The 13888-nt window shown below is 67.3% G+C and carries 13 protein-coding genes; 4 read left to right on the top strand and 9 right to left on the bottom strand.

Annotation, left to right across the window (positions count from 1 at the left end; translation table 11 throughout):
• Positions 1-33: 33 nt before the first annotated feature.
• From VNR19_RS14535 to VNR19_RS14550, 4 genes are all read right to left on the bottom strand, one after another.
• Positions 34-1226 (bottom strand): IS3 family transposase gene (locus VNR19_RS14535; protein WP_325727968.1). Its coding sequence is split into 2 segments (ribosomal slippage): positions 34-939 and positions 942-1226, totalling 1191 coding nucleotides; the frame shifts between segments, so codons are not numbered across the junction.
• Between the two features lie 112 nt (positions 1227-1338).
• Positions 1339-2745, bottom strand: coding sequence for a DUF2079 domain-containing protein (locus VNR19_RS14540; RefSeq protein WP_325727970.1), 1407 nt, complete (start codon positions 2743-2745; stop codon positions 1339-1341).
• Positions 2742-3209, bottom strand: coding sequence for a hypothetical protein (locus VNR19_RS14545; protein ID WP_056208527.1), 468 nt, complete (start codon positions 3207-3209; stop codon positions 2742-2744). Before VNR19_RS14545 ends, VNR19_RS14540 begins: the two co-directional genes overlap by 4 nt.
• Positions 3206-3802: an RNA polymerase sigma factor gene (locus tag VNR19_RS14550; RefSeq protein ID WP_162237832.1), complete on the bottom strand. Its 597-nt coding sequence runs from the start codon at positions 3800-3802 to the stop codon at positions 3206-3208. Before VNR19_RS14550 ends, VNR19_RS14545 begins: the two co-directional genes overlap by 4 nt.
• Positions 3803-3985: 183 nt before the next feature.
• Between VNR19_RS14550 and VNR19_RS14555 the strand changes: the two genes are divergently transcribed.
• Positions 3986-4552, top strand: a complete 567-nt coding sequence (locus VNR19_RS14555) for a beta/gamma crystallin family protein (protein WP_325727976.1) — start codon at positions 3986-3988, stop codon at positions 4550-4552.
• Complete coding sequence (locus VNR19_RS14560; protein ID WP_325727978.1) at positions 4549-5061, top strand: hypothetical protein; 513 nt, start codon at positions 4549-4551, stop codon at positions 5059-5061. The genes VNR19_RS14555 and VNR19_RS14560 overlap by 4 nt, the downstream gene beginning before the upstream one ends.
• A 62-nt stretch (positions 5062-5123) precedes the next feature.
• On the opposite strand, the gene VNR19_RS14565 is transcribed toward VNR19_RS14560, so the two are convergent.
• The 3 genes from VNR19_RS14565 to VNR19_RS14575 are packed head-to-tail and all read right to left on the bottom strand — an operon-like array spanning position 5124 to position 9315.
• Positions 5124-5711 carry a DUF6262 family protein gene (locus tag VNR19_RS14565; protein ID WP_325727980.1) on the bottom strand — a complete coding sequence of 196 codons (588 nt, stop codon included), beginning with the start codon at positions 5709-5711 and terminating at the stop codon, positions 5124-5126.
• Positions 5708-8170 (bottom strand): tyrosine-type recombinase/integrase, encoded by a 2463-nt coding sequence (locus tag VNR19_RS14570; protein ID WP_325727982.1) that lies wholly within the window; start codon positions 8168-8170, stop codon positions 5708-5710. The genes VNR19_RS14565 and VNR19_RS14570 overlap by 4 nt, the downstream gene beginning before the upstream one ends.
• Positions 8167-9315 carry a tyrosine-type recombinase/integrase gene (locus VNR19_RS14575; RefSeq protein ID WP_325727984.1) on the bottom strand — a complete coding sequence of 383 codons (1149 nt, stop codon included), beginning with the start codon at positions 9313-9315 and terminating at the stop codon, positions 8167-8169. Before VNR19_RS14575 ends, VNR19_RS14570 begins: the two co-directional genes overlap by 4 nt.
• A gap of 235 nt (positions 9316-9550) precedes the next feature.
• Between VNR19_RS14575 and VNR19_RS14580 the strand changes: the two genes are divergently transcribed.
• Positions 9551-9751 (top strand): DprA-like winged helix domain-containing protein, encoded by a 201-nt coding sequence (locus VNR19_RS14580; RefSeq protein ID WP_325728240.1) that lies wholly within the window; start codon positions 9551-9553, stop codon positions 9749-9751.
• Between the two features lie 75 nt (positions 9752-9826).
• On the opposite strand, the gene VNR19_RS14585 is transcribed toward VNR19_RS14580, so the two are convergent.
• Complete coding sequence (locus tag VNR19_RS14585) at positions 9827-11938, bottom strand: NHL repeat-containing protein (RefSeq protein WP_325727986.1); 2112 nt, start codon at positions 11936-11938, stop codon at positions 9827-9829.
• Positions 11939-12223: 285 nt separating this feature from the next.
• Here VNR19_RS14585 and VNR19_RS14590 point away from each other — a divergent pair, with 285 nt between their 5' ends.
• A complete protein-coding gene (locus tag VNR19_RS14590; protein ID WP_325727988.1) occupies positions 12224-13180 on the top strand; it encodes a tyrosine-type recombinase/integrase in 957 nt (318 codons plus the stop codon).
• Between the two features lie 20 nt (positions 13181-13200).
• On the opposite strand, the gene VNR19_RS14595 is transcribed toward VNR19_RS14590, so the two are convergent.
• A complete protein-coding gene (locus VNR19_RS14595; RefSeq protein ID WP_325727990.1) occupies positions 13201-13755 on the bottom strand; it encodes a murein hydrolase activator EnvC family protein in 555 nt (184 codons plus the stop codon).
• Between the last annotated feature and the right edge of the window lie 133 nt (positions 13756-13888).

Below are 13888 nucleotides of genomic sequence, written 5' to 3' on the forward strand. Positions count from 1 at the left end.
GGGACTGCTGCACGGATAGGTGACAGGTTGTAGTCACGCCGCCAGTGCGACGGTCGTGTTCATGATGGTCTCGAACTCGATGGGCGTCAAACGGCCCAGGCGGGGTTGGCGCCTCCGGCGGTGGTAGGTCCTTTCGATCCAGGTGACGATCGCGATGCGTAGCTGCTCGCGGGTGACCCAGGAACGGCGGTTGAGGACGTTCTTCTGCAGCAGGGCGAAGAACGATTCCATGGCGGCGTTGTCTCCGCTGGAGCCGACTCGTCCCATGGATCCGACGATGCGATGCCGGTTGAGGGCGCGGAGCATCTTCCGGCTTCGGAATTGAGATCCCCTGTCGCTGTGAACGATGCAGCCGGCGACGTCGCCGCGCATCTGAACCGCGTTCTCGAGGGCTTGGACGGCCAGCCGGGACTTCATCCGGGAGTCGATGGAGAAGCCGACGATCCGGTTCGAGTACACGTCCTTGATCGCGCAGAGGTAGAGCTTGCCCTCCGCGGTCTTGTGCTCCGTAATGTCGGTCAGCCAGAGCTGATTCGGCTCCTCGGCGGTGAACACGTGCCGAGTCCGGCCGTCCTCGTCGATGACGGCGCAGAGGTCGTCGTGGACGGGCGGGCCGGGCTTACGTCCCTTGCCGCGCTTGGGTTTCCCGAACGCGCTGAACCAGCCGTTGCTCGATGCGATGCGCCACGCGGTCCGGTCGGCCATAGCCTCACCTGCTTCTGCGGCTTCGTCAGCGAGCAGCCGGTGCCCGAACTCGGGGTCGTCCTTGTGCGCGTCGAACAGCGCGTTCGCGCGATACGCCTCCACCACCTCGCTGGGCGTGATGGGGTTCGCCAGCCACCGGTAGTAGGGCTGGCGAGAGAGCTTGAGCACCCGGCACGTCACCGTCACAGGGATCCCTGCTTCGGCGAGCTCTGTCACGAGCGGGTAGAACCTTTTCCCGGCAGGTTCGCCTGCGACAGATACGCCGCCGCGCGGCGCAGCACCTCGTTCTCCTGCTCCAGCAGCCGGTTCCGCTTCCGCAGCTCACGGATCTCCGCCGCCTCGGACCGGGTCTGACCAGGCGCGGTCCCGTCCTCGACCTTGGCTCGGTGGAGCCACTTCTGCAACGTCATCGGGTGGACACCGAAATCTTTCGCGATCTGCTCGATCGTCACTCCGGGCTCGCGGTTCTGAGCGACGCGCACCACGTCGTCACGGAACTCGCTCGGGTAGGGCTTGGGCACGATGACATCCTTCCAGGCCAGCCCCCCGGGCTAGCCAACTCAGATGTCACCTATCCGTGCAGCAGTCCCGGTGAAGCAAGATTGTGCGGGAGCGGCATGTAATCGACGTCAGCTACTGGCAGGCGAGTTCGTACCCGCTCTGCTGGGCGATGGCGCGGTAGGTGGCGCCTGGATGGAGTCGGGTAGCGACCTCAAGAGCGTTGCCCCATTCGGCTGGTGTGCCTCCGGCTACCCGGTCGATGAGGATGCAGTCCGGGGTGGGGTTGGAGTTTCCGAGCCAGTAGACGTCGTGGTCGTCGACGAGATAGGACATGAGGCCAATGTCGGTCTCAACCGAGGAGCCAGCAGGAATCGCCTCAAGGATTGTGGTCGCTGCGTCAGCCCGGTCGGGCTGATCCCACGAGTTGGGTGCGAGAAGTGACCATAGCGGGAGTGTTGGTAGGAGCACTGTTGCTGCTGTGACAGCGATCGCGGCGCCATGGCGGCTGTAGCTGCGAAGCCAGGTCCACCGGGAGGTGGGTCCGCGGTTGATGGCATCCAGGAGTGCGACGAACACGATCGGCATGAGGACGGCGCTGTAATGCCAGCTTGGCCCCCAGTAGCCATGGTTGCTTGAGAGGAAACGCCACGCGAGGGTCGGCAGGAGGACGAGCGCGATCGGTGACCGGAGGATGAGCCCGCCGCTGATCACCAGGATCAGGGCGAGCGTGAGCCCTTTCGATGGGTGAAAGAGCCCGCCAGGGTCGGCAAGGAGTGTCAGCGGGTTGGCGTTGCTCGCGTATGCCCAGGAACCTTGGGGGTTGAGGATTGGGAGCACGATGAACACCGCGATCGCGAACCAGCCCACGCCCCAGACCGCGAGCCAGAGCCCAAGCGGCTTGCGCGAGCGGTAAGCGACAAGCAGACCGATGATCGCGACGGTGAGGCCGAGGTCTTCCTTAACGAAGACCAGGGGGGCCGCCCACAGCACGGTAGCGAGATCGCGGCGCTCGAGCAGCGCGCTGAGCGAACAGGTCAGCAGGGGGACCGCGAGGGCGATCTCGTGGAACTGTGCTTCGGCGGCATATTGCAAACCCCAGCTGAAGCCGAACGCGAGGCCGAGGAGCACGCCGCCTGCGACGGAGCCAAGGCTGCGGCTCGCGGTGCGGGTGAAAATCGCGGCAGCGACCGCGAAACACACCGCTTGAACGGCGAGCAGTGTGAACGCGTGGGGCGCGATCGCGTAGACGGGTGCGATCAGAGCGAGGAGGGGGTGGAAGTGATCGCCGAGGAGGTTGTATCCGTCGCCTTTGATGTTCACGATGGGCGGTTGCATCCGGGCGTAGTTGTCGAGCAGCTGGGCGAAGATGCTCAGGTCCCAGGACTTCACGGTGAACTGCGACCACTGCCATGCTGCGTAGGCGATGTACATCATCGCGACGATCACCCCGACGACGCACGGCGCTATCCATCCCGTGCGCCTGTGCCGATCGGGTAGCCGCGGCGCCGTGGGCAGCGCCCGGATCGGCGTGATTGTCACCGGGGTGGCTCCAGGCTGAGATCGCTGCACGCCACGCCATCCTCCTCCGGGAAGACCGCGAGCGTCCCGTCACGCTGGGAGCAGACAAACAGCTCGGGCACGGGATGGATCCGCCCATCGTTGGGGGGCGGTCCGTCGTTCTCGCCACCGAGTACGCCGATACGCCATACGGACTCACACAAGTCGATGGCGCGGGCAACCCGGTCGTCTCCGACCGGCGACGGATCGCCGACCTGCTGCGCGCGGCTCTGCAACGAGGGCGACTCGTAGCAGTACGCGGAGTTGTGCCGAAGCTCCGCGGATGCAAGGGCGATCAGCGCCCCACCCGTGGTGGCAGCGACGAGCACACCGGCGCCGATGAAGATGCTGACCCGCTTGCGAGACCGGCTCCGGTTGCTACGTCGCCGGACCTCGCGCATCAGGTTGTCGCGCATCCGGTCGTAGTTCGGCTCGTCAATAGTCATTGGTCTATCTGCTTCCTCAACGCTCCGCGCACCCGGGACAGGCGGTTCCGTACAGCCGAGTGACTGGTGCGGAGCTGGTACGCGGCCTGCTTGTAGCTGAGTCCCTCGACAACGCAGAGCCGAAATACGTCTTGGTCGATCTGCGGAAGGGCCGCAACGATCCTTACGACCTGTTCGAGTTCCATGTTCCGCGCTGCTTCGGCGTCCACCTCGCGCGGGGAAGTGAGGTCGTCTTCACTCAGCACAGTCGTGACCCGCTGCGTCAGACGCCTACTTGCCCGCTGAACGTTGAGGGCAAGGTAGTTCGCAGTGGTCAGCAACCACGGCAGGCAAGATGTGCCGGCCAGGTCAATACGACGGCACTTGCGCCACAACAGCAGAAAGGCGTCTTGGGTCACTTCCTCGGCGTCTGACGCGGAGTCAACCTTGCTCCGCGCGAGCAGATACACCGCCCGGACGTGGCGGTCATGAAGTTCGCTCAGAGCGGTGTCGTCTCCATCGCGCAGTCGTCGCAGCAGTGGCACATCGTCCTCGACACGATCAGCCGAGGCGAGATCCTGCCGATCCCGGGACGCGCGCGCGGGCTCCGCCACCAGCGACTCCCTCCGACACACGACTCTTCTCGTACCCCATGTTCCCCCACCGTGTGGGTCGGCCGGGGCGACTGTCCGTTCGGACCAAAGGGTCTCAGTATTCGTCGAGGTCTGGCGTGTGAGCAGCGATCGTCGCAAGGCTCTGAACGAAGATCGCCGATCCGAAGGGAACAGACCAACATCATGAAACGTCCACTCGCCGCCCTCGCCGCATCGTTGCTCATGATCGGAGCCGCCGCCATCACGGCGCCCGCGGCAACTGCCGACACCATCGACCGCACTCAGAGCTGTTGGCAGGAGCTCGACACCGGGAAGTCCCTGTGCGTCGACGCCGACGCCAACCTGGCAGACGCCGTGTACGAGGCATACGGCATCGTCCTGTCCACGCCCGACGGGGCGCTCGAAGTCAGCGACGAACTCGTCAACGACTCCAGCAGTGCTCGCTCCGATGTCGCGCCGCTGGCAAGCACCGTGATCGGCATCTTCTACGAGCACAACAACTACGCCGGTGCCTCGTACGCAGCGAGCGTCACCCAGAACGGCTGCTACGGCTATGCCCACGGCTACACGAGCCTCGCCGGGATCGGCTGGGACAACCGGATCACGTCGTTCCGGTCGTACTCGAACTGCAAGACCGCGATCTTCGAGAACACCAACTACGGCGGCGCGTCCTACGGTTACTACGTGAACTCCAGCAACGTCGGCGCCGCGATGAACGACCGCGCCTCGTCGATCCGTTGGGCAGCGTGACCAACACCGCCGCGAGGGCGACGACCGTGCGCCCTCGCGTGATCGCTGCGGTTGCAGCGATCCTGTTCGTCATCGCGTCCGTGTGGGCGGGGCTTCCCGCCAACGCGACCGTAGAGGATGACCCTCTGAGTGGTTTCACACAGGCTGAGAGGGATCTGTTCGAGTCCGGCGCACCGGCAATCCTGACGGTGGACCCCGCAACCGGCGACTTCACGGCGATCGATGCTGCACCGTCGCTAGTGCAGCCGTTCGGCGTGGTGCCGAACTGCAGCGGTGACCGGGCCTGCTGGCAGGGCTACCTGTCACCGCACCTGTGGTACGGATTCGACGGTACCGGCGCCAGCGGAACCTGGCCCAACCGGGGCAACTTCAAGAGCAACAACTACCGAGCGAAGCTCTGCTGGTCCTACGCAGGCAACAACCCCTGCATGTCCGGATACAGCGGCCTCAACCAGACAATCACCTTCGGGACTGAAGTGACGGGAAAGAGCGTCGCGCTCACCCGATAGCCCAGCCAGAGACGCCGGAGCGGGACACACCATCGCAAGGGGTGTCCCGCTTCGCCGTTTGCTCATCGGTCTCCGAATCGGATGCTGGTGACGTTGGCTGGCTTTCCGGTGAGTTCGCGGATGGCGGTGCGTTCGATCGCGAGATCGTCCTCGAGACTGCGGACTTGTTCGCGCAGTTGGGAGACGGTGCGGAGCAGGTCGGCGTTCTGGGCGAGGAGTCGTTCAATCTCCTGGCCGCGGTGCTCGTATAGCTGGCGCAGTCGCTTTTCATCCCGGAGCTCGAGCTGCGCGGCGAGGCCGGCGTCGAGCTTCCGGTTCAGCTCGCGGGCTTCACCCTTGAGTCGTTTGATCGTGCTCTGCGCGTTCACCAGGTCCGCGGCGCGTGCCGCGTGGAGGGGGCGGTCGCCTGCGGCTGGGTGTCGTTCCTGGTGTCGGCGTAGGCCGTCCATGAGATCGGGACGGCTGTAGAGGAACTGCCGGCTCACGCCGGCCGCGGCCGCGAGAGTCGAGACCGTGAGCGCCTGGCCGTGTGCTGCGGCCGCGTGCAGAGTCGCGGCGACATCACGGTGCTTGCGGGCGCTGGCCTCGGCCCGCGCCTGGGCCAACGCAGCGGAGTTTCCTCGGGGTGGGGTGGGCGTCGTCGTCGTCATATCTCCCTCAGCTCGATGTGTTTCCCGGCGAGGGCAGCGCTGCGGGCGCGTCTCATCACCTCGGACATGGTGGAGATCTCACGCCGCTGGTCCTGTGGGAGCTGTTCGAGACGTTCCCGCATGGTGGTGAGCACCTTCTCGTAGTCGGCGATCAGGCCGCGCTGCGCGTCCAGCAAGTAGCCGGCGGTGTCGGAGGCCTCCGCGATCCGCAACTGCGACTTCAGCTTCACGATCTCCTTCTCGATCTCTGGGATGTGTGAAGGGTTGGGGCGGAAGAACCCACAGCCCGCGCACTGATACCGCAGCTGACACGCGGTACCGCCGGCGGCGACATTGCTCGGCTCCGCGCAGTCGCCGTAAGGGACCGGTGTGATCTTCAGCTGCATACGCCCGTTCGCGATGCCGACCTGTCGGCCGTGACGATCGTGGGCGAGCGGGGCGAGCGTGTTGACGGCCTTCCGGCGACGTTTCGAACTGACCTGGTAGTAGCCCATCGTGGTGCTCAACGAGACGTGGTCCATGAGCTGCCGCAACACGTCCGGGTCTGTCCCGTTGTCCGCGTGACGTTGCGCGTAGGCGCGGCGGAAGTCGTAGGGCTGCACCGTGGTCAGGTCGAAGTCGACCGGATGCCCGTCAGCGTCCGTCACCGGCCCGGGGACCTGGGGAAGGTTCGCTGCGAACTTGTGCAGGATCTTGCCCAGGTAGCGTTCCCCGATCGGAGGGATGTTCTCGTCCTGCAGCCGGCGCCTCCCGCTCGGGAACAGGTACGACGATCTGATGCCGCGCTCGGTGCGGATGCGCTCCCACCGCCGGATCGACTCGACGACAGGTGTCTCGACGGGGAGTTCCTTGGTCGCGCCGCCGGTCTTGTGCGCCGTGTAACGCAGCAGCCAGCCGCCGTGCCGATCCTGAACGAGACAGTCCGTCCGCAGCGTCGCGATCTCTGCCGGCCGGCGGCCGGTCTCCATGAGCAGTTCGAGCACGCACCGATACATGTCGGAATGGCGACCGATGTCGAGCTGGTCGGTGTGGCTTCGCAGATGCGCGACGACCGCGGCAGGGGTCACCCGATCGCTTTCGACCTTCTGGTCGCCTTTCCCCCGCAGGGTGCGGCGCTTCTGCGCGGCGTAGTTCTGCGCGAAGCTCTCCGGGATCTCATCCCAGACGCCGAACCGTCGTGCCAGCCGGCAGAGCTCCCACCAGACCGAGTAGGTGAACTTGATCCCCTGCGCCGACCAGCGCTGCTCGAACCGTGCGATGATCGCCGCCATGTCCTCGTAGGACAATCGCGTCGGATCCATGCCCGCGTCGGAGCGGCGATCGGCCATCACCTGGGATGCCTCGGCGCAGACGTCGAAGCACTTCCGGACCGCCCCACGCGGTTCCAACGTCGCACCCAGCCAGGTGCGGAACGCGGTCGCCAGCCACGGCTGCGTGAGCTGCCGAATGTCCAGCGGTGTGCCACCGAGGTCCGGGTTCCGTGCCGACTGGGTCTCTCGAAGCGGTAGGTCCTGGAGGAAGATCAGGTCGCCTTGGAGCGAGTCGTATTCCTCGAACCGGCGATGCGCCTTCTCCAGCAGCAGCATGCCAACCGCCCGCACCCCCTTTAGGCGGATGGAGTGCTCATGCGACCGGAAGCACTCCAGCAGATCGGTGTGAGGGTCGGCGGCGATGTCGTCGATGAACGGTCGCAGCTTGCTGATCATCACCCGACCCACGCCGCGATCGGCATACTGCTGGATGACGAACAGCAGCTCCGTGCGCAACGGCTCACTCAGCGACCCGAGCGCGAGCTGGTGACGCTCCAGCACCACGTTCGAGCCCATAAAGTCCTCGATCGTGAGGGCAGGCTGCTTGCGGCGCGCCGCCCGCAGCCCGGAGTCGTGATAATCGCAGAGGCCGCTGCTGATGCTGTGTGACAGGATCCTGCCGCACGACGCAATTGGGCACGGGACTGACGGGAACACGTACTTCCCCACCCGATCGGCGACGAATGCCTCCAGCCGGTGATCGGTGAGCGCGGCTTCCGACTTCTTGCAGCGTTTCGCGAACAGGTCGTAGTGCGTGGGGCAAAGACCCCGCGTGGTCATCGCCCGCCCGCAGCGGACGCCCGCCTCATCGGATATGCCGCAGAGCTCGAAGCCGCGGGTCGTCCTCCTCGCATCCAAGCTCACCTTCGGGTGGGTGCGGGCATACTCCTCAACGCTCACGCCCGCATGTCTGGCCCGCCGCTGGCATGGCGGGCAGTAGTCGACGCGCGAAGCGGGATTCGCGCAACCCGGCCGCCGGCAGGCACGGAAATCGTTGAGCTCGTTGAACGGATCGACCGTCAGGATCCCAGTTGCCGCATCCCACGCACCAACAGCCCACTCCTCGTTCAACATCCCCGCCAGGAAATCCCGCCAACCGCCGCCAGACTTGCTGCCTGCTGCCTCCGCGGTGTCGACGATGAGCGTCACGTGCGGTCCTCCGAATACATCGTCGTGCGTGCGACCGCCGCGCGCAGCGCCTCGTCGCTGGCGTGCGTGTAGATGAGCGTCGACGCCAACGATCGGTGCCCGAGCAGCACCCGCACGACATCAAGATCCACCGCCTGCCCCTCCAGCCCGCGCAACCAGATCGTCGCGCGCGTATGCCGCAGCAAATGTGGCCGCACGTAGAACCCCAGCCGGTCCGACCACCGACGGAACAGGTCCACCACCGTCGCGTAGGTCAACGCCCGGCCCGCCGTCGGGCCCTCCAGTGCAACAATCGCGTTCGAGCTCCCGTCGTCCCCGAGCAGCCTCAGCCGCTCCGACAACGCCTCCTGATACGACAACGCCAGCTCCGCCGGCACCGGGACACTCCGCAGAGATTTCGCCCGCGCGCCGTTGACGGAACGGTTCCGCACGACATGTAAATGAGGCCCGCGGAGCCGGCAGCCGTGCGCGCTGTTGTCGGCGAGCAAATGCAGATCCTGCCGAAACAGCGACAGTACTTCGCCGACCCGCAGCCCGGTGAAGTAGAGCAGATCCACCAGGAAACGGTCCCGCGGACGCAACGGCAACTCGAGCAGAGCCCGCCGCTCGGCTTCCTCCGACAACCACAACGGCGCCGTCTCCACCTGCACCGGCCGGACCTTCAACGATCTCGTCATCACACTCCGGATCCGCCCGTGCTCACCGCCCCGCGCACCCGGGCGCACCACCTGATCCTCCGTCAGCTGCACGACCAGATCCCTGGGCACGAGATCCTCAAGCGCGGCCCACCTGTAGAACTCCACCAGCGCGACCAACCACGCGGCGACCGTTGCCGGCTTGCGAGGCGTCGCCATCGTGGAGCCTCGCACCGGCGTCACCAACAGGTGGTTCTTCCACTGCACCAGGGTGGAAGCCCTCACCTGCGTCCAATGCAGTCCCTGAGCCAGAAGCCAACTCAGGAAGCCCGCTACTCGGAGACCGTAGTTCCGCACCGTGTTTGGAGACGCGCCCGACTCGGACAGAGAACGCAGCCAATCGCACGCGCCGGGGTGAATCGTCCCCTGGGTCCGATCGAACACCACGCCGGCATCGACGCCGGAAAAAGTCGGCACCCAGCGGAAGGCGAACAGCCCGAGGTCACTCATGATCGCACCGTAGCCGCCGTCACTGACACTGCTGCGGGAGCGTCCATCCAAGGACGATCTGCATCCGACGCTGACAACCACTTACAACCACACATGACTACAGATAACGAGCGCGGCATCCGCCGGGTGCCACCGGATGCTCCGCGAATTCGACGCGGCGTGCATCACGAGCGCGGACGACGTGTGGGAGCTGGTGGGGCTCGAAGGCGACTCGAGCCAGCGACGTTCTGGATCGATGGACAGCAGATCGCGGACGGACGACGCTTCGCGAGTGACGGACGCTCTGAGCGTCCGGGTGTGGCGGGGTGCGGACGACCTCGCCCGCCGCAGCGGCATGACCCGGCAGCAAGTCGAGGCCCTCTTGGGCGTCATGCTCCTGGAGGAGCGCGTCGAGCACGGGGAGCGAGGGTGGCGCCTGCGATTCGCGACGTCATGAGGGCGGACCCGCCCGTGGCTCGCCCGTGCCGGCGAAGGTCATACGCTGGACGCGGCGTCCGCGAGCCGTCGATTCTCACCGCCGTTCGGCGGACACCGGCGGTCCGAGGAGCGGCGTCCTCACCGGTGCGGCGGCGCCGACGGCGACGACGATCGCGTTTCCGAACGGGTTGACGATCGGGTCGGCATCGCGCTTCCAGTTGTTGGTGAGCCAGATGTTCCCCGAAGGATCGAACTGGCCGCCCGTGATCCGCTCGAGCGCATCGCTCCGATATCCGGTGTCCGGAGAGATCGGGTCGCCCGTCTTCGTCCCCTTCGGGCACGCACGCGTGTCGACGCCGCAGAAGCGGCTGATGCCGGTCGGGATGTCGCTCGTCTGCCCGACGGGCACGACGCCGAAGTTGAACACCCAAACGGTGTCCTTCCCGTCGACCGCGATGCCCCACGGCAGTGTCAGACCCCCGCCCGTGAACGGCGATCCAGGGAACGGCTTGCGCGTGTCCTGGCGGAAGGCGGTGATCGACGGATTCTCGGCTTCGCCGAGCTCCGCGCGCGTCGGACACGGCGAATCCAGCCAATCGGAGTTCGCGACCCACACGTTGCCCTTCGTGTCGGTCGCGTTGCCGACAGGGTGGCTCAGGACGGTTCGGCCCTGGAACGTTCCCGGGAGGGTGTCGATCAGACGGCCGTCGGGTGAGATCACCGAGACCGCGTTTCCGCGGTTGTTCGCAATCCACACGTTGCCGCGCGCGTCCACCGTGGCGCCGAACGGCTTGAGCTGGGGGTGCCCCTCTTCGGGCGCCGGCCCGAGCGGTATGTTGACGGCCCGTGCCGGATCCCCACCGGGGAGCATCGTCACCGAGTCGTTGCCGCAGTTGGCGATCCAGATGTTCCCCGCGCGATCCGAGACCGTGCCCTGCGGCCACGAGATGTTCCCGTCGGTGTATCCGTCCGGGCCGGACAGCGCAGTGCCGTCGACTTGGAAGACGGACACGCTGTTGTGCGGAGCCGGTCGGCTGCCCTGCTCGGCGGCGAACTGCGGGTCGAGACAGGGCGGATCCTGGAAGCCGAAGTTGCCCACCCACACTCTGCCGTTCGGGTCGAGGGTGATGCCGTACCCGGCTCCGTTGAGACCTCCGCCGAAGTACGGTGTGCCGGGTAACGGCTGCCCCGATGGGGTGAATCGGAGGAGTCTGAGGCCGGCGCACGCGTACTCTCCGGGCGGCCGCGGCACGGCGTTGTCGTTGACCCACACGAACCCCTTCTCGTCGATCGCGAAGTTGCCGGGGCCGTTCATCAGGTTGTCGCTGTCCTGGGCGCTGTACGCACCTCCGGTGATCTTGAGGAAGAGGAGCCAGCTCGTCGGCGCCGCGCTCAGCGCAGGCTGGTTCACGGGCGTCCGCTGCGACAGCGCGAACACCGGATCGCCCTTCGGCGCGCGGCTCGGCGGGAAGGCGGGGTATTTCACGACGTTCGCGACAGCCTCGAGGACGGTCTTCGAGGGAGGCCCGCCCGGCGGAGCACTCGCACGGAAGAGCGTCTTGCAGTCGGCCCGATCGGTGACGCAGCTCGCGATCGCGTTCGCGAGGGAGTTGAAGGTGGCGAGCGTCGACGTCTCCGTCCCGTTCGGCGCCGTGGCGAGCACCGAACCGACCGCACCGGTCACCGGATCGGCCAGGTTGGCGGCCATGCCGACCGCGTTCGTCATGCCGTATCGATTGCCCGCGATCCGATGACCGTCGATGAACTGGGCGAAGGCGTTCCCCGTCGCAACCGTCGTGCGTTCGTTGACGACGACGCGCTGCGGAACCGTGCCGAGTCCCGCGCTGATCGCGCTCGCGAGCATCGCCGGGCCGCGCGTCGCCTCGACGAACAGGAGCGGATCGCTGCCCGCAAGGCCGTGCGGCACCGCGAACTTCAGACGGAACTTCCCCTTCTTGTCGCTCTTGGCCGAGCCCAGCGGAACCCATCGTGGCTCGCGATCGACGAACGCCGCATAGAGCGAAACGGAGAAGTTCGAAAGGCCGGCGCCACCACTCTCGACCGTGCCCTGAAGAACGGAAGCACGGGGCGGCGTCGCGGCGGCCGTCGCGACCGTCCCCGCGAACACCATTCCGCAGACCGCGACGGCGGCGAGCAATGTCCTGCGCAAGAGACGCGACGGCATCCGGTGGCGAGGTTTCGACACGAGCGGTCCTCCTTGATCCCAGTCGACAAGACCGTCATGGGAGGACACATCGCCCAGCGACAGAACCGTCACGAGCCCCAGCCCGGTCGACGATTCGGAGGGGGTGGTGGCCGCCGAGACGACCGCGCTGTCGCCGTTCGCTCCGCCCTCGGGACCAGACGGTATTGCATCCGTTGCAACGCCGCTACCCCATGCGGAGAAGGACCCGACCCGGCGGTGAGCCGCGCGCGGGCCTCTGCGGTGCGGCTCCCAGCGGGCGGCGGCAAGGTCGGGCATGCTGGGCGCATGCGGATGTCCGAGGCCGCCGATGCTTTCGCGGCGCACGTCAGCGACGTGCGCCGGCTGTCGCCCGCGACCACGAAGGCGTACCGCACCGACCTCGCCGACCTCATCGCGGTGGTCGGCGACGTCGATGTGCGTGACGTACAGCTCGAGCACCTGCGCGAGTGGCTGTGGGTCGCGACGCAGCGCGGCGACGCGCGCTCGACCCTCGCTCGAAGAGCCGCCGCGGCGCGGGGATTCTTCGCGTGGGCGCTGGAGGCAGGACACGTGTCCGTCGATCCGAGCGTGCGCCTCATCGCCCCGAAACGCGCGAAGACCCTGCCGAAGGTCGCAAGCGCGGATGCCGTCGGCGACCTCCTCGATCGGCTCGGGCGCGCCGCCGCGGCGCAGGGGGACCCGATCGCCCTGCGCGATCATGCGGCGCTCGAGCTGCTCTATGCGACCGGCGTGCGCGTGTCCGAGCTGTGCGGACTGGACCTCGGCGACGTCGACCGGGAGCGCCGCACGGTGCGGGTGGTCGGAAAAGGGTCGAAGGAGCGCGTCGTCCCGTTCGGCGGCTCGGCGGCTCGCGCGCTCGACGCGTACCTCGTCCGCGGTCGCCCCGTGTTGCGCGATCGCCGGCTCGATGCGCTGGCGGCCGCGCGAGCATCCGCGCCCGAGACCGTGACGGATGCCCCGACTCCCGGCGACGCCGTCTTCCTGGGCGTCCGCGGCGGACGCATGGGCCCTCGCGCCGTGTACGACCTCGTCGCGCGGGCCCTCGGCCCGGTCACCGGCGGGGGAGTCGGCCCGCACGCGCTGAGGCACTCCGCCGCGACGCACCTGCTCGACGGGGGAGCCGACCTGCGGACGGTGCAGGAGCTGCTCGGTCATGCGAGCCTCGGCACCACACAGATCTACACCCACGTGTCGGCGGAGCGCCTCTCGGCCACGTACCGCCTCGCCCACCCGCGCGCCTGATCGCGCGCCGCCGTCCCGGGTCAGCAGCAGGGGAGGAGGACCGCTCGCGGGACTCCTCCGAGCAGGAGCATCGGATTGATGTACTCGCCGTCGAGGCGCACCCCGAAGTGGACCGTCCCCGGCTCCGCGTGGCCCCCGACGTCGATCGCTCCGATGGGCTCGCCCCGGCCCACGGCGACACCGGGCTGCAGCTCCGACACGACCGGTTCGAGCGTCGTGACGAGACCATCGCCGTGATCGATCGTCACGAGGGAGCGCCCGGCGACCGAACCGGAGAACGCGACCACACCCGTGGCCGGCGCACGCGCCACGGGCGCATCGCCCGCTTCGAGGTCGATTCCGCGGTGCCCGGGTCCGTACTCGTGGGCGGGCGCGACATAGGGCTGCACGAGGCGGAACGACGACAGCGGCCACACCCATGTCTCACTGCTCGACGGGACGGCGTCGCGCGGCCCCGGCGTCGACGCGGAGGGGAGAGGTGAGGCATCCGCCGTCCCCGCGCCGACCGGCGCACAGAACACGAGCGTGACGAGGGCGACGAACACGACACGACGGATCGCGCGGGGCATGGGCATGTTGCCAGCATCACGTAGCCCCGATTGCACGAGCACGACACCGACCTGGCTGTGCGAACAACGCCGGGCCGGGCATCCGTGGAGGACACGACGAGGGGACGGACCCGCGGGCCCGCCCCTTCGCCGTCGGTGC

The sequence above is a fragment of the Microbacterium sp. genome (genome assembly GCF_035556355.1).
Taxonomy (GTDB): domain Bacteria; phylum Actinomycetota; class Actinomycetes; order Actinomycetales; family Microbacteriaceae; genus Microbacterium.

Bases quoted from the DNA above. Each gene is read 5' to 3' on its own strand.
- VNR19_RS14545 (WP_056208527.1), bottom strand. From the start codon at position 3,209: ATGACTATTGACGAGCCGAACTACGACCGGATGCGCGACAACCTGATG.
- VNR19_RS14555 (WP_325727976.1), top strand. From the start codon at position 3,986: ATGAAACGTCCACTCGCCGCCCTCGCCGCATCGTTGCTCATGATCGGA.
- VNR19_RS14565 (WP_325727980.1), bottom strand. From the start codon at position 5,711: ATGACGACGACGACGCCCACCCCACCCCGAGGAAACTCCGCTGCGTTG.
- VNR19_RS14575 (WP_325727984.1), bottom strand. From the start codon at position 9,315: ATGAGTGACCTCGGGCTGTTCGCCTTCCGCTGGGTGCCGACTTTTTCC.
- VNR19_RS14580 (WP_325728240.1), top strand. From the start codon at position 9,551: ATGGACAGCAGATCGCGGACGGACGACGCTTCGCGAGTGACGGACGCT.
- VNR19_RS14590 (WP_325727988.1), top strand. From the start codon at position 12,224: ATGCGGATGTCCGAGGCCGCCGATGCTTTCGCGGCGCACGTCAGCGAC.
- VNR19_RS14595 (WP_325727990.1), bottom strand. From the start codon at position 13,755: ATGCCCATGCCCCGCGCGATCCGTCGTGTCGTGTTCGTCGCCCTCGTC.